This is a genomic window from Hyunsoonleella sp. J2K-J805 (assembly GCF_057167125.1).
Genome location: NZ_CM169901.1, coordinates 2,242,584 through 2,259,144, shown reverse-complemented (window position 1 = coordinate 2,259,144; position 16,561 = coordinate 2,242,584). Strand labels below are relative to the sequence as shown.

Here is a 16,561-nt window from a genome sequence, read left to right as displayed (position 1 = left end):
ATTTTCATACATAAAGACTGATTTTTGAAAGAAAAAAATTAAAAGCTAGAAAATATCGATAAAAGTACTTTTAGGAGGATAGGGTACTCATATTTATTTATAAAAATTCATTTCATCCAAATATTCCCAAGCAAAATGTGGTAACATAGGTTGCACATTTTTACCTTCTTTAATAGATTTTCTTATGAATGTAGAAGATATTTGCATAATGGGTGCGTTGACAAAATGTACTTTTTCATGATTATGGAATTGAGTTTCTATGGTGCTTTCAGAAATTCTTGGGTACACATATATGTGATGATTTTCTAAAATAACCTCATAGTTTTTCCACTTATGAAAGCTTTTTAAGTTGTCCTCACCCATAATTAAAGCAAACTTGTTATCAAGATACTTCTCCTGTAAGTAAGCCAGTGTGTTTATTGTATAGTTGGGTTGAGGCAAGTTAAATTCAATATCACTAGGTTTTAATTTGGGGTAATCTTTTGTGGCCTGATACACCATTTCTAGTCGTTGATAGTTATCTAAAAGCGAACTCTTTTTTTTGAAAGGATTATGTGGTGTTACTACAAACCAAACCTGGTCTAAATCGCTAAATTCAGCTATGTGGTTTCCTATAACCAAATGGCCAACATGAATGGGGTTGAAAGAACCAAAATATAAACCAATTTTCATCCGTTAAGCTTAGGAATTAATGAATTTGCTTACTTTTTCTTCTGCTTCTTTTAGGGCACTTTCTAAATTATCATTAACAATAATAGTATCAAATAATGGGGCTGTGGCTAATTCAGCAGAAGCTTTTGCTACGCGCATATTTATTTTGTCCTCGTTCTCGGTTTTGCGTTTTTTCAATCTGATTTTTAATTCATCTATGCTCGGTGGCTTCACAAAAACGGCTAAAGTTTCCTTAGGAAATTTCCTTTTAATTCTTAGGCCACCAGAAACATCAATATCGAAAATCACATTTTTCCCTTCCGCCCAAATGCGCTCCACCTCAGTTTTCAGAGTACCATAAAAATTATCACGATACACCTCTTCCCATTCTAAAAACTCATTGTTTTTAATTTTGGTTTTAAATTCTTTAGCCGAGAGAAAATAGTAGTCTTTTCCATTTATTTCACTACCGCGCTTATCCCTTGAGGTTGCAGATATTGAAAACTCTAGGTTTAAGTCCTCAATATCTAATAGGTGCCGAACAATGGTGGTTTTTCCAGAACCTGAGGGTGCTGAAAACACAATGAGTTTGCCTTGTTTTTTTTCTTGTTTTTTTACCACAAATACACTTATATTAACATGTCTACTTAACCGTCAACTGCGACTGAATACTGCTGATTTTTTATAATACATTCAATAGCTGTTCCTTAATTTTTTCTAGCTCGTCTTTCATTTGTACTACCAATTGCTGCATGGGTGCATAGTTACTTTTTGAACCAATGGTATTAATTTCCCGACCCATTTCCTGACTGATAAACCCAAGTTTTTTTCCGTTGGAATCTTTGGAGTTAATGGATTCAGTAAAATAGTTAAGGTGGTTTTTTAAGCGCACTTTTTCCTCGGTAATGTCAAACTTTTCAATATAATACACCAATTCCTGTTCAAAACGATTTTCATCGTATTTTTCCCTAAGCTCTTCTACACCTTTTTTAAGGCGCTCCCTAACGCCATCAACACGCTCAGGATCCATTTCAATTACGTTTTCAAGAATAGTACCAATGCTGTCAACACGCTTGTTAAAATCAGTTTCAAGCACTTTTCCCTCATTCAATCTATGGCTGGTCAATGCATCAATGGCGTCATTTATACCGCCTTCAATGGCTTCCCATTCCGTCTGGTCTATTTCCTCTCTTACCGTATTTAGCGCATCAGGGAAACGTACTGCCATTTCCAAAAGTTGTACATCATCTGCATCAGCAATACTTTTCAGCTGAGACATATACTGCTTTACAACTGGAGCATTTAATTGAGTAGAAGTGTCTTCAGCAGTAGCTTCAACATAGATGGAAAAATCTATTTTACCACGTACCAATTTATTGGCCAACAGTTTTCTAATAGACAGTTCTTTTTCTCTATAGATGGAAGGCATTCTAGCATTTAAGTCTAGATTTTTACTATTCAGGGATTTTAGTTCAATCGTAATTTTTTTGGTCGGCAATTGCAAAACAGATTTCCCATAACCTGTCATTGAATAAATCATAAAGGTGCGTTTTTTGGTAATGCAAAGGTAATTAAACTAGGTAATGAAATAAAAAAGGCCTCAACATTCGTGTTAAGGCCCTTGTACTCAAGGTGGGAATCGAACCCACACTCCCGAAGGAACTGGATTTTGAATCCAGCGCGTCTACCAATTCCGCCACTTGAGCAATTTAGGACTGCAAAAATAATTTTTTTTATTGAATTACAACTAAAATTAAACAGATTATACTTTTTAGGTTGAAATAAATGTATAAATTTGCACCTCGTTTTAAAAACCTATCTTTTTAAATCCTAAATAACAACTAGTTAACCATGGGTGTTGTAAAAACTGAAGCTAAAATTTTTGCCTGTACACAAAGTACAGAGCTAGGTGAGAAAATCGCCAAGGCTTTTGGTGAGGAACTGGGCAATGTTATAACTTCCACATATAGTGATGGGGAATTTCAGCCATCTTATGAGGAGTCCATTAGAGGTGCTAGGATTTTTATTATTGGATCAACACATCCAAGTCCAAGAAATTTAATGGAAATGCTGTTAATGATTGATGCCGCTAAACGAGCATCTGCAAGACATATCACCGCAGTTATGCCGTATTTTGGCTGGGCAAGACAGGATAGAAAAGATAAACCAAGAGTGCCAATTGCAGCAAAGTTAGTCGCAAAAATGTTGGAAGCTGCTGGTGCAACTCGAATTATTACCATGGATTTGCATGCGGACCAAATTCAAGGGTTCTTTGAAAAACCAGTAGATCACTTATTCGCATCTACCATCTTTTTACCTTATTTAAGGGGTTTAAATTTGCCAAATTTAACTATTGCTTCGCCAGATATGGGAGGTTCAAAAAGAGCTTATGCGTATTCTAAGGCATTGGAAAGCGATGTGGTAATATGTTATAAGCAACGCGCAAAGGCCAATGTAATTTCCCATATGGAATTGATTGGAGATGTTACTGGTAAAAATGTTGTGCTTGTTGACGACATGGTTGACACAGCAGGAACTTTAACTAAAGCTGCAGATTTGATGATAGAAAGAGGGGCACTTAGTGTAAGGGCTATTTGTACTCATCCAATATTGTCGGGTAGCGCCTATGAAAGGATGTCTGATTCTAAACTAGAGGAGTTAATCACAACAGATTCCATTCCTTTAAAAGAAGAAAACGATAAAATTAGAGTATTGAGTTGTGCAGATTTATTTGCAGAGGTTATGGAAAAGGTACATCATAACCGTTCTATCAGCTCAAAATTTGTAATGTAAATTAATAAACAATTATATAAATCAATTATGAAATCAATTACAATCAACGGATCTCAAAGAGAAAGCGTGGGCAAAAAAGCAACAAAGGCCTTACGTAATGCTGGACAGGTTCCTTGCGTATTATACGGAGGGGATAAGCCATTGCATTTCTCTGCACCAGAATTGGCTTTCTCAAAACTAGTATACACGCCTAATGCGCATACAGTTGTGATTGAGCTTGACAATGGAGAAACTTTAAATGCAGTACTTCAAGACATTCAATTTCACCCAGTAACGGACAGAATTTTACATGTAGACTTCTATCAGTTATTTGAGGATAAGGAAATTGCATTAAATATTCCTATTCAACTTGTTGGTAATTCAAGAGGTGTTAAAAACGGTGGTGTTTTAAGAAGAAACAACAGAAAATTGCGTATTAAAGCACTTCCAGCAAACTTGCCAGATTTTATCGAAATAGACATTACACCTCTTAAGATAGGTGATAAAGTTGCGGTAGGCGATTTACCAAGCGAAGGATATACTTTCCTACATTCAGATAACACTGTAGTTTGCCAGATTAAAACGGCTAGAACTGCAATTGTTGATGATGAAGACGAAGAAGAACTTGAAGGAGAAGAAGGAGCAGAAGCACCAGCTGAAGGAGCTGGAGCAGAAGCACCAGCAGCAGAGGCTTCTCAGGAATAATTATTCCATAAATAAAACCATAAAAGCACCTCTGGACAGGGGGTGCTTTTTTATTGTAAAAAACCTTTAAAATCGACTTCAGTTTTAAATTAAAAAATATATCTTTGCACGCGAAAACTAAAAGAGGCTTTTATCAATTAAGTCGCATAATATTAAACACATAAGTAATGTCTAAAGTTACAGGTAAAGTTGCCCAAATTGTAGGACCAGTTATTGACGTTGAGTTTGCAGCAGGTTCAGAACTTCCAAAAATTTATGATTCATTAGAAATTAATAGACCAGATGGTTCTACTTTAGTGCTAGAGGTACAGTCTCATATCGGTGAGGATACAGTGCGTACTATTGCGATGGATTCTTCTGACGGTTTAAGCAGAGGTACTGAAGTTAATGCAACTGGCGCTCCAATACAAATGCCGATTGGTGAAGATGTTTACGGACGATTATTTAATGTAATTGGTGATGCAATTGATGGTTTAGGAGATTTGCCTAAAGCTGGTAAAGAAGGTTTACCTATCCATAGGCAAGCACCAAAGTTTGAAGATTTATCAACGTCTACAGAAGTTTTATTTACTGGGATTAAAGTAATCGATTTGATTGAGCCTTACGCTAAAGGTGGTAAAATTGGTTTATTTGGTGGTGCTGGTGTAGGTAAAACGGTATTAATTCAGGAGTTGATTAACAATATTGCAAAAGGTCATGGTGGTTTATCAGTATTTGCTGGTGTAGGAGAAAGAACTCGTGAAGGAAATGACCTTTTAAGAGAGATGCTAGAATCTGGTATTATTAAATATGGCGATGACTTCTTACATTCTATGGAAGAAGGTGGATGGGATCTTTCTAAAGTTGATAAAGGAGCTATGAAAGATTCTAAAGCAACTTTCGTATTCGGACAAATGAATGAGCCTCCTGGAGCTCGTGCTCGTGTAGCGCTTTCAGGATTAACTATTGCAGAATATTTCCGTGATGGTGCTGGAGATGGACAGGGGAAAGATGTACTTTTCTTCGTAGACAACATCTTCCGTTTTACACAAGCTGGTTCTGAGGTATCTGCATTATTAGGACGTATGCCATCTGCGGTAGGTTATCAACCAACATTGGCAACAGAGATGGGTGCTATGCAAGAACGTATTACTTCAACTAAAAAAGGCTCGATTACATCTGTACAAGCTGTATATGTACCTGCGGATGATTTAACAGATCCTGCACCAGCAACAACTTTTGCTCACTTAGATGCAACAACAGTACTATCTCGTAAAATTGCTGAGCTTGGTATTTACCCTGCGGTAGATCCATTAGATTCTACGTCAAGAATTTTAACAGCGGACATTTTAGGAGATGACCATTATGATTGTGCGCAACGCGTAAAAGAGTTGTTACAACGTTATAAAGAATTACAAGATATTATTGCAATCCTTGGTATGGAAGAACTATCTGAAGAAGATAAATTAGCTGTATCTAGAGCGCGTCGAGTACAACGTTTCTTATCTCAGCCCTTCCACGTAGCTGAGCAGTTTACTGGTATCCCTGGGGTATTAGTAGATATCAAAGAAACGATTAAAGGATTTAACATGATTATGGACGGCGAGTTAGACCACCTTCCTGAAGCAGCTTTTAACCTTAAGGGTACTATCGAGGATGCGATTGAAGCTGGTGAGAAAATGTTAGCTGAAGCTTAAAATTAGTAAGCAGTTTACAGTCGCAGTTGGCAGTAAGCCGGCATTGCGTACTGAATACTGAATACTGAATACTAAAAAATTATGTATTTAGAAATTGTATCGCCTGAAGCGACGTTATTTAGTGGAGAAGTAGATTCTGTGGCTGTTCCAGGAGTAAACGGTGAATTTGAAATGCTGAAAGATCATGCACCGATAGTGTCGTTACTTAAAGAAGGGAACGTTAAAATATCTGGAAACATAGCTTTAGACGAAGAAGTGGAATCAAAATTCACAAAGACGAATAAAGGATTTTGGCTACCAATTAGTTCTGGTACTATTGAAATGAAGGACAATAAAATTATTGTGCTGGCAGATTAAGAAGCTTTTAGAACTCGAATATTTAAAAAACCCCGAAACGCAATGTTTCGGGGTTTTTCATTTCAACTAACTAAAATAAAAATAAAGTTTATAAAATAATAACCAGTAGGTTAATTGTAATTGTGGCTACCACTAGTATTGCCAGCCCAATTGCAAATGAAGTGTCCAGGATAGTTTCTGTAGTTTTCATAATGGATTAATAATTTTAAGTTAGGGTTTCTTTTGAGGTCGGTAAAAGAAACCCTGTATCACTACAATACAGAGTTTCAGGTAATTCTCTCTCAAAAGAATTGATTAATAGCTTTCGTAAAGGTATGTGTAAGACTTCAAAAAAAAAATACGCAGTTGTACGTATTTTTATTTACAGTTTGAATATGCCGTAAAGACGAAAGCCCTAGATTTTACAATCTAGGACTTTCAATAATTCTCCCTAAGAACTAATTAATAGCAGTGTAAAAGTAAATCATATCAAAGACTTATAAAATACGTACTTGTACGTATTTTATAAAAAAGGCTTATTTAAATTGGCCCAAATGGATAATGAAGTAGGTTTATAATCTAATTCAAGCTTTGACACAATATTGCTTCGGTGCTTATCAACCGTTCTTGGCGAAATGGATAGTTCCTGGGCTATTTCTTGAGATGTTTTGTTTTCTGATATCAGCTTTACAATTTTTAACTCAGATTTTGTAAGAAGCCCTAACTTTTCAGGTATGTTGTTTTGGTTGTGATTAAGATATTCTGCTATTTCCTCGCTAAAATAGGCCTGGTTATTTTCTACATGGGCAATACAGGTTTCTATTTCTTCAATAGCAAATTCCTTTAAAATATAGCCGTAAACGCCGTACTCTAGAGCTTGGTCGTACAGTTGCTCTTCCTTATCAAACGTAATTAGGATAACTTTGGTAGGTAAATCGTTTTTTTGCACTAATTCTGCAATATCCAAACCAGTTTTAAAAGGCATTCTAATGTCCAGAATGGCAATTTTTGGTTTAAGTTTTACTATAAGGTTATACGCAGTTTTACCATCTTCAGCACTGCCCAAGATATTATAGCCTTTGGAAGTAAGGAAATCTGTTAAACCTCTGAGCATTAGCGGATGGTCATCTGCTATTACTATAGATGTGTGCATTTAAGTCTAGGGATATTATTGCTATTAATTGAGCAAATCCTTTAAGATTTACAATTTTAAATATAGATATTTTTTCTCATAATCAATTACGGCTTTCCCTTTTTTTAAGATATCTGCACCAATAATGCCATCAACTGGTTTTGAGTTATGATTTACCAAAGCTGTGTTTACATGAACTAAATTAAATAACACTAGAACTACTTTATCATGGTTCCATTTACCAATTTTAACTTTATTTTTCTTGGACATTTTGGTTTCCATATTCGTAGCACCCGCTCCTGCCGCTAAAATATTGGAGTCTTTTACTTTTAAATTAAAAAGATTAATGCCTTCAAAACCTACGCAGGAACTGGAGGCCCCGGTGTCCAAAATAAATCTGCCCTTAACATTGTTTATTGAAGCCTTTATTTCAAAATGATTGGTCCTGGTAAGTCTTAGTTTGATTTTAGTGTAGCCTTTTTCAAGAAGAAAATTTTGAAGCGAGACATCCATAAGTTCAGTTTTAAACAAATATAATCTATAAAATCAATTACTTTTACAAATAAAACGGTTAAACATAATTAAGTATTTTATAATTGATTATTACTGATACCCATACCCATTTATACAGTGAAGCCTTTGATGAAGATAGACATGATATGATTTATCGTGCTTTAGAACTTGGAGTTTCTAGATTTTTTATTCCTGCAATCGATTCAACGTATACGCTATCCATGCTTCAATTAGAAAAAGATTTCCCAGAAAACATTTTTTTAATGATGGGTTTGCATCCTACACATGTAAAAGACGATTATTTGGAAGAATTGCGGCATGTGGAGGACATGCTGGAAAAACGAAAGTTTTATGCTGTTGGTGAAATTGGGATTGATTTATACTGGGATAAAACCACATTGGATATTCAAATAAAGGCATTTAAATATCAAATTCAGTTGGCAAAAAAATATAAATTGCCCATAGTGATTCATTCCAGGGAGTCTTTTGATGAAGTCTTTGAGGTGTTGGAAGCTGAAAAAGATGATAGCCTTTTCGGTGTATTTCATTGTTTTACAGGGACTTTAGAGCAAGCACATCGAGCTATATCCTACAATATGAAATTGGGCATTGGAGGTGTCTCAACGTTTAAAAATGGAAAAATAGATCAGTTTTTAAATCAAATAGATTTGAAGCATATTGTGCTGGAAACCGATGCGCCTTATTTATCACCAGTACCTTATAGGGGAAAACGTAATGAAAGTGCCTACATTATAAATGTGTTGGAAAAAATATCTGAAATTTATAAGGTTTCAAAAGAAGAGGTTGCAAAAATTACAACCCAAAATTCAAAAGACGTTTTTAGAATATGAGTCTTGTTAAACCAAACATACTATTAGTTTACACTGGTGGCACAATAGGAATGGTGAAAGATGCTGAAACTGGGACGCTACATGCATTCAATTTCAATAATTTATTAAAGCAAATACCAGAATTGAAACTGCTGGATTGCAAAATTGAGACCATATCCTTTAAGTACCCTATTGATTCTAGTAATATGAATCCTGAATATTGGACGCAAATAGCAGACATTATTGAGTCTCATTACAATAAATTTGACGGCTTTGTAATACTTCATGGTAGTGACACAATGAGTTATACAGCGTCGGCTTTGAGTTTTATGTTGGAAAATTTAGCAAAACCGATAGTTTTTACAGGTGCACAATTGCCAATTGGAGATTTAAGAACGGATGCCAAAGAGAATTTAATTACCTCTATTCAAATTGCTTCTCTACGAGAGAACAATCAGCCAGTTATTAAGGAAGTCTGCTTATATTTTGAATATAAATTGTACCGTGGTAATCGCACCACTAAAATTAACGCGGAACATTTTCAAGCATTTAAGTCTTTAAACTATCCATGTTTGGTAGAATCAGGCGTTCATTTAAAAATTAACCGTCAATATCTGTTTCAAACTGATAATAGTAAACCTTTAAAGATTCATAAAAGGTTGGAGAATAATATTGCCGTAATTAAACTTTTTCCTGGGATTACCGAATCCTTTGTAAAAAGTGTTGTTGCTAATCCAAATATAAAAGGTGTTATTTTGGAGACTTATGGGTCTGGTAATTGCACTACCGACCAATGGTTTCTTGATGTTTTAAAGGAGTCTATTTCAAAAGGCATACCCATTATAAACGTAACCCAATGTGTTGGCGGAGGTGTAAATATGGGGCAATATGAAACGAGTAGCCATTTAAAACGTATAGGTGTCATATCTGGAAAGGATATGACCACGGAATCAGCGATAACAAAACTTATGTATCTAATGGGTAAGGATGAATCGGTTAAAGAGCTAAAAACCAAGTTTGAAACCCCGCTTAGAGGAGAAATGGCCTAAAATTAACTGCAAAGGTTTTACCGTTTGATTTTTTTTTTGTTATTTGGTCTCCCTTAAAAATTACGATTAAGCCACAGAGAGGTGGCCGAGTGGTCGAAGGCGCACGCCTGGAAAGTGTGTATACCTCAAAAGGGTATCGAGGGTTCGAATCCCTTCCTCTCTGCACAATTATATTTAGTTTTTAATTGTATTTTTTATATCTTTAACACTTTAACTAATAAAATTAAGATTTAGAACATGAAAAGATTATTTTCTATCCTTGCCATTGCAGGAATGATGGCATTCGGAACAGCAAATGCAACTACCAATGCAACAGTAAATACTGCTGCCACAACTGTTGTAACTACTCAAGAGAGCGAAGAGGCAGCAACAGCTGACGAAGAGCTAAGTTTTCATCAAGGATTAAAAAAGCGTTTTATTGAAGGAGGCCCTGGATTTATGGGTATCGTATTGTTGTGTTTAATTCTAGGTTTAGCTATTGCTATTGAGAGAATTATCTTTTTAAATCTATCTACAACAAATACAAAGAAATTAACTCAAAACGTTGAAGATGCTTTAGCTTCTGGTGGTGTAGAAGCTGCTAAGGAAGTATGTAGAAATACAAAAGGACCAATTGCTTCTATTTTTTATCAAGGTTTAGATAGAACAGATGAAGGTATTGAAGCGGCTGAAAAAGCGGTTGTGGCTTACGGAGGTGTTCAAATGGGACAACTTGAGAAAAATGTATCTTGGATTTCTTTATTTATCGCACTAGCACCAATGCTTGGTTTCATGGGTACGGTAATAGGTATGATTCAAGCATTTGATAAAATCGAAGCTGCAGGGGATATGAATCCTACCTTAGTTGCAGGTGGTATTAAAGTAGCACTTTTAACAACTGTATTTGGTCTTATAGTAGCCATAATTCTTCAAATATTTTACAATTATATTATTGCTAAAATAGATAGCATCGTTAATGATATGGAAGACTCTTCTATCTCCTTAATGGATATGCTTATCAAATACAAAAAGTAATAATTTAATATTGTAACTATTATGAAAAAAATATTAACCATAGTATTAGCCATAGTTGGAGTACTCTCCATATTATTTTTGGCTATGATAATTTCGGCAGGTGATGACGCTGTAAAGGCTGGAGACGCAAGTGGCTCTGTTGATTCGATTATGTTTATTGCATATATCATTTTAGGCTTAGTTGTACTTTTTGTAGTACTGTTTAGTTTGAAGAATATAATTACTAATCCAGATACGCTTAAACGTACACTTAGAAGTTTAGGGCTATTTGCTTTATTAGCACTTATTTGCTATTTCGGTCTTGCACAAGGCGTAGAAACACCTTTAAAAGATGGTGGAACACTTTCTGCTGGAGGCTCTAAGTTATTAGGGGCAGGATTGTGGTTGTTTTACTTCCTTATCTTTATAGCTGGAGCATCAATGTTGTTTTACGGAGTTAAAAAAATGATTAAATAATTAATTATGGCAAAAAGATCAGCACCGGAAGTTAATGCAGGCTCTATGGCCGACATTGCCTTCTTATTATTGATATTTTTCTTGGTTACTACAACCATTGAGAAAGACTCGGGAATTAACCGAAAGCTTCCTCCTATTGAGGAAACAGATCCGCCAATAATTAAGCAAAAAAATATTTTCACAGTTCTGATTAATAAGAATGATCAATTGCTTGTCGAAGATGAACCTATGGAAATTAAGGATTTGAGAAAAGCCGCAGTAGAGTTTTTAGATAATAATGGTGATGGTTCTTGTGATTTCTGTAAAGGTCCTAAAGATCCTAGTTCTTCCGATAATCCGGATAAGGCTATTATATCTTTAAAGAATGACCGTCAGACGTCATATGGCGCTTATATATCTGTTCAGAACGAGTTGGTAGCGGCATATAATGAATTGAGAAACAGGCGTGCTTTAGAAGTTGGCTCTTCAAAAGGTTTTCCTAATATGAATTATCAAGAAATGAATCAACTTCATGATGATGTAAGGTGGAATGGAGATAAAAAGAAGTTAGGAGATTTGATAGATCAGATCAAACTGGAGATTCCACAAAAACTTTCTGAAGTAGTTGAATAAATAATTTAAAACTTAAAAACATGTCTAAGTTTAAAAAGAAAAAAGATGGAGGGTTAGCACCGATTAATACGGCATCCCTACCTGATATCGTTTTCATGTTATTATTCTTTTTTATGGTGGCTACTGTAATGAGAGAAAATGAACTTAAAATAAAAAATTCACTACCTGTTGCAAATCAAGTTGAGAAACTTGACAAAAAAAACCCTGTGAGCTACATTTACATGGGAAAGCCAAGCGCTAATTACAAGCAATACGGTACAGAAGCTAGAATTCAATTAAATGATGATTTTGCTTCTGTTGGTGATGTTATTTCATTTATTGGAGCCGAACGTGCTGCCCTTAGGGAAGAGCTTATTCCATTTTTGACAGTTTCGCTTAAAGTAGACAAAGAAGCCAATATGGGAATTGTAGGAGATGTGAAGCAGGAGTTGAGAAAAACAAACGCTTTAAAAATAAATTATACCACTGGTGTTGGTGATGCTTTAAACAATATGAGGTAAGAGAAAATAATCTTAATATTATAAAAAAGTCAAGATAACAATCTTGACTTTTTTTATGTGATATATTTATGGTTTGAGGTATAGTATTTAGAGAGCACTTATAAGTTAACAGCGATAAATAATAAAAAGGCGAAACATTTATTTGTTTCGCCTTTATAATATTAAAAACTATATAAGCTTTTTAGAGTTCTAGAGCTTTTTTAACATCGTTATCCATCAATAACTCTACAGGATTTTCTAAGGCTTCTTTAACAGCTACTAAGAAACCAACACTTTCTTTGCCATCGATAATTCTGTGGTCGTAAGATAGTGCAACATACATAATTGGTCTTATTTCAACCTTACCATCAACAGCAACAGGACGCTCCACAATGTTGTGCATGCCCAAAATCCCACTTTGGGGAGGGTTGATAATTGGTGTAGATAGCATACTTCCAAAAACACCTCCATTTGAAATGGTAAATGTTCCCCCCGTCATTTCATCAACGGTGATTTGCCCATCTCTTGCTCTTATAGCCAAACGCTTCACTTCAGATTCTACACCTCTAAAACTTAAATTTTCTGCATTACGCATTACAGGTACCATTAGTCCTTTGGGTCCGGAAACAGCAATACTAATATCGCAGAAATCAAAAGAAATCATCTCCTTACCATCAATCATTGAGTTAACAGCAGGATACATTTTAAGAGCTCTAACTACAGCTAATGTAAAGAAACTCATAAACCCTAAGCTTACGCCATGTTTTGTCTTAAAAGTCTCTTTATATTCTTTCCTTAATGCGAAAATAGGCGACATATCAACTTCATTAAACGTAGTTAACATTGCCGTTGTGTTTTTAGCCTCTACTAAGCGTTCTGCTACTTTACGACGAAGCATGGACATTTTACTTCTGGAAGAACTTCTGTTCCCTCCAGAAGGTGTTCCCATAGAAGGTACGGCCTTAATAGCGTCATCTTTTGTTATTCTCCCGTCTTTCCCAGTGCCTTTAATGGTATTTGCATCAATATCTTTTTCTGCTAAAACCTTTTTTGCAGCAGGACTTGCTGTTCCCGTAGCATATGTTTTTGTCTCAGATTCTTGCGGTGTTGGGGAAGCAGTTTCTTTTTTAGGTGCTTCGTCCTTAGCTTCTGGTTTTGGTGCTTCACCACCGGCAGGTTTTTCAGCACTTGTATCTATAAGACACACAACTGCTCCAACTGCAACAGCGTCTCCTTCTTCGGCTTTTAATGTAATAGTACCACTGGCTTCTGCTGGTAGTTCTAAGGTAGCTTTATCACTATCTACTTCAGCAATAGCTTGATCTTTTTCAACATAATCACCATCTTCTACAAGCCATTCAGCAATCTCTACTTCCGTAATAGATTCTCCTGGTGATGGTACTTTCATTTCTAAAATCATATGTAAATAATTTTAATTGTATTTTGGTTTATTCTTATTCTATATCGAACACTTTATTAATAACACGTTGTTGCCTTCTTTTATCACGTGTACTAGAACCTGGAGCAGGAACCGAAGCAAATGGTCGTGAATTTACTTCAAGTTTTACTAAGTTCATACGTTGCAGCATATAACTCCAAGCTCCCATATTTTCTGGTTCTTCTTGAGCCCAAATATATTTTTTAACATTAGGGTACTTTTCTATTACTTGCTGAATTTTATCTAAGTGTAATGGGAAAAGCTGCTCTATTCTTACTAAAGCAACGGTTTTCTTGTCAATTTCTTCGCGTTTAGCTAACAAGTCGTAATAAAATTTTCCTGTACAGAATACCAGTTTTTCAACTGCTTTTGTGTCAATTGTATCATCAATTACTTCTTTAAACTGGCCATCGGCAAGTTCACTTATTGATGATACCGCTTTAGGGTGACGCAATAAACTTTTTGGGGTAAAAACAATGAGAGGTTTCCTGAAATCACGTTTCATCTGTCGTCTTAACAAGTGAAACATATTGGCTGGCGTAGTACAATCGGCAACAATCATATTGTCAGTTCCACACAACTGTAAATAACGTTCCATTCTTGCTGATGAGTGCTCAGAACCTTGTCCTTCATATCCATGAGGTAGCAACACTACAATGCCATTTTGCGCCTTCCATTTGTCCTCTGCAGCAGATAAATACTGGTCGAATATAATTTGAGCGCCATTACTAAAATCACCAAATTGTGCTTCCCAAATAGTTAATGTATTTGGGTTTGCCATGGCGTATCCATAATCAAACCCAAGTACGCCATATTCAGATAAAAAGGAATTAAAGATATCCATCCTACCCTTATTTTTTGGGTTGGTGTTTAATAGGTTTACACGTTCTTCAGAAATAATATCTCTTAAAATAGCATGACGATGGCTGAATGTTCCGCGCTCTACATCTTGACCCGAGATACGCACATTATAGCCTTCTTCCATCAAACTTCCATAGGCTAATGTTTCTGCCATTCCCCAATCTAGGGTATCAGTTTCAAAAACCATTTTTGCACGCCCTTGTAAAATTCGCTCCGCTTTCCGTAAAAACTTTTGCCCTTTAGGTACAGTGGAAACAACTTTTGAAATATGCTTTAAGCTTTCTTCAGAATAGGCGGTGTTGTTAGTTTCTAGCATAGCGTCAACACCTTGGCGTTCAAACCCACCCCAACGTTCTTGCATAAATTCACGCACTTTTGATGAATCTGCTTCCTTAGCTTTTTCATATTCGCTTTCTAAGGTGTCTTTGAACTCTGAAACGATACCTTCGGAGTAAGATTTATCTATAGTGTTTTCTGCAATTAGCTTATCAGAATATATTTTGAAAGGATTAGGGTGTTTTGAGATGTTTTTATACAAATTTGGTTGGGTAAACCTAGGTTCATCTCCTTCGTTATGACCATACTTTCTGTAACCTAACAAATCAATATATACATCTTTTTTATATCTCATTCTGTAATCCAATGCCATTTCTACAGCATGCACAACAGCTTCAGCATCATCGGCATTTACATGCATAACTGGGGAGAGGGTTACTTTGGCAACATCAGTACAGTATGTGCTTGATCGTCCGTCAAGATAATTTGTGGTAAATCCTATTTGATTATTTACTACAATATGAATAGTCCCTCCAGTTTTGTATCCATTTAACTGGCTCATTTGCCCTACTTCATAAACAATACCCTGTCCTGCAATGGCAGCATCACCATGCACGAGTATTGGTATAATCTTAGAATCATCCCCATCATAATCATCATCAATTTTAGCTCTGGTGATACCTTCAGCTACTGGCCCAACAGTTTCTAAGTGTGATGGGTTTGGAACTAAGTTCATTTTTATTGACTTCCCGTTTTGATAGGTTTTATCAAGCGTAAGACCCAAATGGTACTTTACATCGCCATCAATATTTTCATCTTCAAAATCTTTTCCATCAAATTCGCTAAATAACTCGTGCAATGGTTTTCTGAAAATATTGACAAGAGTGGAAAGTCTGCCCCTATGTGCCATTCCTAAAACACATTCTTTTACACCATATTTTTCCACCGCCATATATAGCGTGTTACTTATGGCAGGAATTAAGGATTCTCCTCCTTCTAGGGAGAAACGTTTTTGACCTACATATTTTGTTTGCAAAAAGTTTTCAAAAGTTACGGCTTGGTTTAATTTAGAAAGGATGTATTTTTTTGTTTCTGGAGAATAATTTGGATGATTATTATTTGTATTTAGCTTGTCCTGCCACCATTTAATAACATCCGGATTTCTAAGATACATGTATTCTACCCCGATAGAATCACAATACATTAGTTCAAGATGCTCTAATATTTTTCTTAACGTTTGAGCACCAATGCCTAAAACTTCTCCAGCATTGAAAACAGTATCCAAATCACTTTCTGATAATCCAAAGTTTTCAATTTCGAGAGTTGGTGTATATGTCCTTCTGTCTCTAACAGGGTTGGTTTTGGTAAATAAGTGACCACGACCTCTATAACCATCAATTAATCTGGCAACCTGAAACTCCTTTTGTATATGCTCAGGTATCTGGGTGGTAACACCTTCAACTATTTCACCATCAAGTCCGTAATTTTCTGTACCAAAATCGTAACCTTGAAAAAATGCTCTCCAACTAGGTTCTACACTGTCTGGATTTTGCAGATACTGATCATACAAATCTGCAAAATATGCTGTGTGAGCAGCGTTTAAAAAGGAAAATTTATCCATTGTATTTTTGTGCTTTCACATTAAATGAAAAAGATTTTTCAAAAATACAACCTTTTAATAAAATTAGATAGTTGTTTGAACATATTTGTAGATTGAATTATAAGTTTTAACAATACCTTTTAAATAGCGTTAATTTTTTA

Annotated in this window: 17 protein-coding genes and 2 tRNA genes; 11 read left to right on the top strand and 8 right to left on the bottom strand. The window is 35.5% G+C overall.

Annotated elements, in window-relative coordinates:
- Positions 1–93: 93 nt before the first annotated feature.
- The 4 genes from nadD to AC1B0Z_RS10045 all read right to left on the bottom strand — a co-directional run bounded on the left by nadD (position 94) and on the right by AC1B0Z_RS10045 (position 2,357).
- Complete coding sequence (gene nadD, locus AC1B0Z_RS10060; RefSeq protein ID WP_483791856.1) at positions 94–672, bottom strand: nicotinate (nicotinamide) nucleotide adenylyltransferase; 579 nt, start codon at positions 670–672, stop codon at positions 94–96.
- Positions 673–681: 9 nt separating this feature from the next.
- Positions 682–1,272, bottom strand: a complete 591-nt coding sequence (gmk, locus tag AC1B0Z_RS10055) for a guanylate kinase (protein ID WP_483791855.1) — start codon at positions 1,270–1,272, stop codon at positions 682–684.
- Between the two features lie 61 nt (positions 1,273–1,333).
- The gene (locus AC1B0Z_RS10050) at positions 1,334–2,191 is read right to left on the bottom strand and encodes a YicC/YloC family endoribonuclease (RefSeq protein WP_483791854.1); all 858 of its coding nucleotides are present in this window, start codon (positions 2,189–2,191) and stop codon (positions 1,334–1,336) included.
- An 84-nt stretch (positions 2,192–2,275) separates the two neighbouring features.
- Positions 2,276–2,357, bottom strand: a tRNA-Leu gene (locus AC1B0Z_RS10045).
- 145 nt (positions 2,358–2,502) lie between these two features.
- On the opposite strand from AC1B0Z_RS10045, the gene AC1B0Z_RS10040 reads away from it, so the two are divergent.
- The 4 genes from AC1B0Z_RS10040 to AC1B0Z_RS10025 all read left to right on the top strand — a co-directional run bounded on the left by AC1B0Z_RS10040 (position 2,503) and on the right by AC1B0Z_RS10025 (position 6,161).
- Positions 2,503–3,444, top strand: a complete 942-nt coding sequence (locus AC1B0Z_RS10040; RefSeq protein ID WP_483791853.1) for a ribose-phosphate pyrophosphokinase — start codon at positions 2,503–2,505, stop codon at positions 3,442–3,444.
- A gap of 27 nt (positions 3,445–3,471) precedes the next feature.
- Positions 3,472–4,128, top strand: a complete 657-nt coding sequence (locus tag AC1B0Z_RS10035) for a 50S ribosomal protein L25/general stress protein Ctc (protein WP_483791852.1) — start codon at positions 3,472–3,474, stop codon at positions 4,126–4,128.
- A gap of 167 nt (positions 4,129–4,295) precedes the next feature.
- A complete protein-coding gene (atpD, locus tag AC1B0Z_RS10030) occupies positions 4,296–5,804 on the top strand; it encodes a F0F1 ATP synthase subunit beta (protein ID WP_483791851.1) in 1,509 nt (502 codons plus the stop codon).
- Between the two features lie 81 nt (positions 5,805–5,885).
- A complete protein-coding gene (locus tag AC1B0Z_RS10025; RefSeq protein ID WP_483791850.1) occupies positions 5,886–6,161 on the top strand; it encodes a F0F1 ATP synthase subunit delta/epsilon in 276 nt (91 codons plus the stop codon).
- 502 nt (positions 6,162–6,663) lie between these two features.
- Here AC1B0Z_RS10025 and AC1B0Z_RS10020 read toward each other — a convergent pair.
- Positions 6,664–7,293 (bottom strand): response regulator, encoded by a 630-nt coding sequence (locus AC1B0Z_RS10020; protein ID WP_483791849.1) that lies wholly within the window; start codon positions 7,291–7,293, stop codon positions 6,664–6,666.
- A gap of 48 nt (positions 7,294–7,341) precedes the next feature.
- Positions 7,342–7,785, bottom strand: a complete 444-nt coding sequence (locus tag AC1B0Z_RS10015; protein ID WP_483791848.1) for a retropepsin-like aspartic protease family protein — start codon at positions 7,783–7,785, stop codon at positions 7,342–7,344.
- 83 nt (positions 7,786–7,868) lie between these two features.
- On the opposite strand from AC1B0Z_RS10015, the gene AC1B0Z_RS10010 reads away from it, so the two are divergent.
- The 7 genes from AC1B0Z_RS10010 to AC1B0Z_RS09980 all read left to right on the top strand — a co-directional run bounded on the left by AC1B0Z_RS10010 (position 7,869) and on the right by AC1B0Z_RS09980 (position 12,246).
- A complete protein-coding gene (locus AC1B0Z_RS10010) occupies positions 7,869–8,636 on the top strand; it encodes a TatD family hydrolase (RefSeq protein WP_483791847.1) in 768 nt (255 codons plus the stop codon).
- Complete coding sequence (locus AC1B0Z_RS10005; RefSeq protein WP_483791846.1) at positions 8,633–9,664, top strand: asparaginase; 1,032 nt, start codon at positions 8,633–8,635, stop codon at positions 9,662–9,664. The genes AC1B0Z_RS10010 and AC1B0Z_RS10005 overlap by 4 nt, the downstream gene beginning before the upstream one ends.
- Before the next feature lie 75 nt (positions 9,665–9,739).
- Positions 9,740–9,827: transfer RNA gene (locus AC1B0Z_RS10000), tRNA-Ser, on the top strand.
- A 74-nt stretch (positions 9,828–9,901) separates the two neighbouring features.
- Positions 9,902–10,678 carry a MotA/TolQ/ExbB proton channel family protein gene (locus tag AC1B0Z_RS09995; protein ID WP_483791845.1) on the top strand — a complete coding sequence of 259 codons (777 nt, stop codon included), beginning with the start codon at positions 9,902–9,904 and terminating at the stop codon, positions 10,676–10,678.
- Positions 10,679–10,699: 21 nt separating this feature from the next.
- Complete coding sequence (locus tag AC1B0Z_RS09990) at positions 10,700–11,134, top strand: hypothetical protein (RefSeq protein ID WP_483791844.1); 435 nt, start codon at positions 10,700–10,702, stop codon at positions 11,132–11,134.
- Between the two features lie 6 nt (positions 11,135–11,140).
- Positions 11,141–11,746 carry an ExbD/TolR family protein gene (locus tag AC1B0Z_RS09985; protein ID WP_483791843.1) on the top strand — a complete coding sequence of 202 codons (606 nt, stop codon included), beginning with the start codon at positions 11,141–11,143 and terminating at the stop codon, positions 11,744–11,746.
- A gap of 20 nt (positions 11,747–11,766) precedes the next feature.
- Complete coding sequence (locus tag AC1B0Z_RS09980; protein ID WP_483791842.1) at positions 11,767–12,246, top strand: ExbD/TolR family protein; 480 nt, start codon at positions 11,767–11,769, stop codon at positions 12,244–12,246.
- Between the two features lie 181 nt (positions 12,247–12,427).
- Here the strand turns inward: AC1B0Z_RS09980 and odhB are convergent, their stop codons facing one another.
- Both odhB and AC1B0Z_RS09970 read right to left on the bottom strand, forming a co-directional pair.
- A complete protein-coding gene (gene odhB, locus AC1B0Z_RS09975; RefSeq protein WP_483791840.1) occupies positions 12,428–13,645 on the bottom strand; it encodes a 2-oxoglutarate dehydrogenase complex dihydrolipoyllysine-residue succinyltransferase in 1,218 nt (405 codons plus the stop codon).
- Positions 13,646–13,679: 34 nt separating this feature from the next.
- Positions 13,680–16,421, bottom strand: coding sequence for a 2-oxoglutarate dehydrogenase E1 component (locus AC1B0Z_RS09970; protein WP_483791839.1), 2,742 nt, complete (start codon positions 16,419–16,421; stop codon positions 13,680–13,682).
- Positions 16,422–16,561: the final 140 nt, after the last annotated feature.

Bases quoted from the DNA above. Each gene is read 5' to 3' on its own strand.
- nadD (WP_483791856.1), bottom strand. From the start codon at position 672: ATGAAAATTGGTTTATATTTTGGTTCTTTCAACCCCATTCATGTTGGC.
- AC1B0Z_RS10050 (WP_483791854.1), bottom strand. From the start codon at position 2,191: ATGATTTATTCAATGACAGGTTATGGGAAATCTGTTTTGCAATTGCCG.
- AC1B0Z_RS10040 (WP_483791853.1), top strand. From the start codon at position 2,503: ATGGGTGTTGTAAAAACTGAAGCTAAAATTTTTGCCTGTACACAAAGT.
- AC1B0Z_RS10035 (WP_483791852.1), top strand. From the start codon at position 3,472: ATGAAATCAATTACAATCAACGGATCTCAAAGAGAAAGCGTGGGCAAA.
- atpD (WP_483791851.1), top strand. From the start codon at position 4,296: ATGTCTAAAGTTACAGGTAAAGTTGCCCAAATTGTAGGACCAGTTATT.
- AC1B0Z_RS10025 (WP_483791850.1), top strand. From the start codon at position 5,886: ATGTATTTAGAAATTGTATCGCCTGAAGCGACGTTATTTAGTGGAGAA.
- AC1B0Z_RS10020 (WP_483791849.1), bottom strand. From the start codon at position 7,293: ATGCACACATCTATAGTAATAGCAGATGACCATCCGCTAATGCTCAGA.
- AC1B0Z_RS10015 (WP_483791848.1), bottom strand. From the start codon at position 7,785: ATGGATGTCTCGCTTCAAAATTTTCTTCTTGAAAAAGGCTACACTAAA.
- AC1B0Z_RS10005 (WP_483791846.1), top strand. From the start codon at position 8,633: ATGAGTCTTGTTAAACCAAACATACTATTAGTTTACACTGGTGGCACA.
- AC1B0Z_RS09995 (WP_483791845.1), top strand. From the start codon at position 9,902: ATGAAAAGATTATTTTCTATCCTTGCCATTGCAGGAATGATGGCATTC.
- AC1B0Z_RS09990 (WP_483791844.1), top strand. From the start codon at position 10,700: ATGAAAAAAATATTAACCATAGTATTAGCCATAGTTGGAGTACTCTCC.
- AC1B0Z_RS09985 (WP_483791843.1), top strand. From the start codon at position 11,141: ATGGCAAAAAGATCAGCACCGGAAGTTAATGCAGGCTCTATGGCCGAC.
- AC1B0Z_RS09980 (WP_483791842.1), top strand. From the start codon at position 11,767: ATGTCTAAGTTTAAAAAGAAAAAAGATGGAGGGTTAGCACCGATTAAT.
- odhB (WP_483791840.1), bottom strand. From the start codon at position 13,645: ATGATTTTAGAAATGAAAGTACCATCACCAGGAGAATCTATTACGGAA.
- AC1B0Z_RS09970 (WP_483791839.1), bottom strand. From the start codon at position 16,421: ATGGATAAATTTTCCTTTTTAAACGCTGCTCACACAGCATATTTTGCA.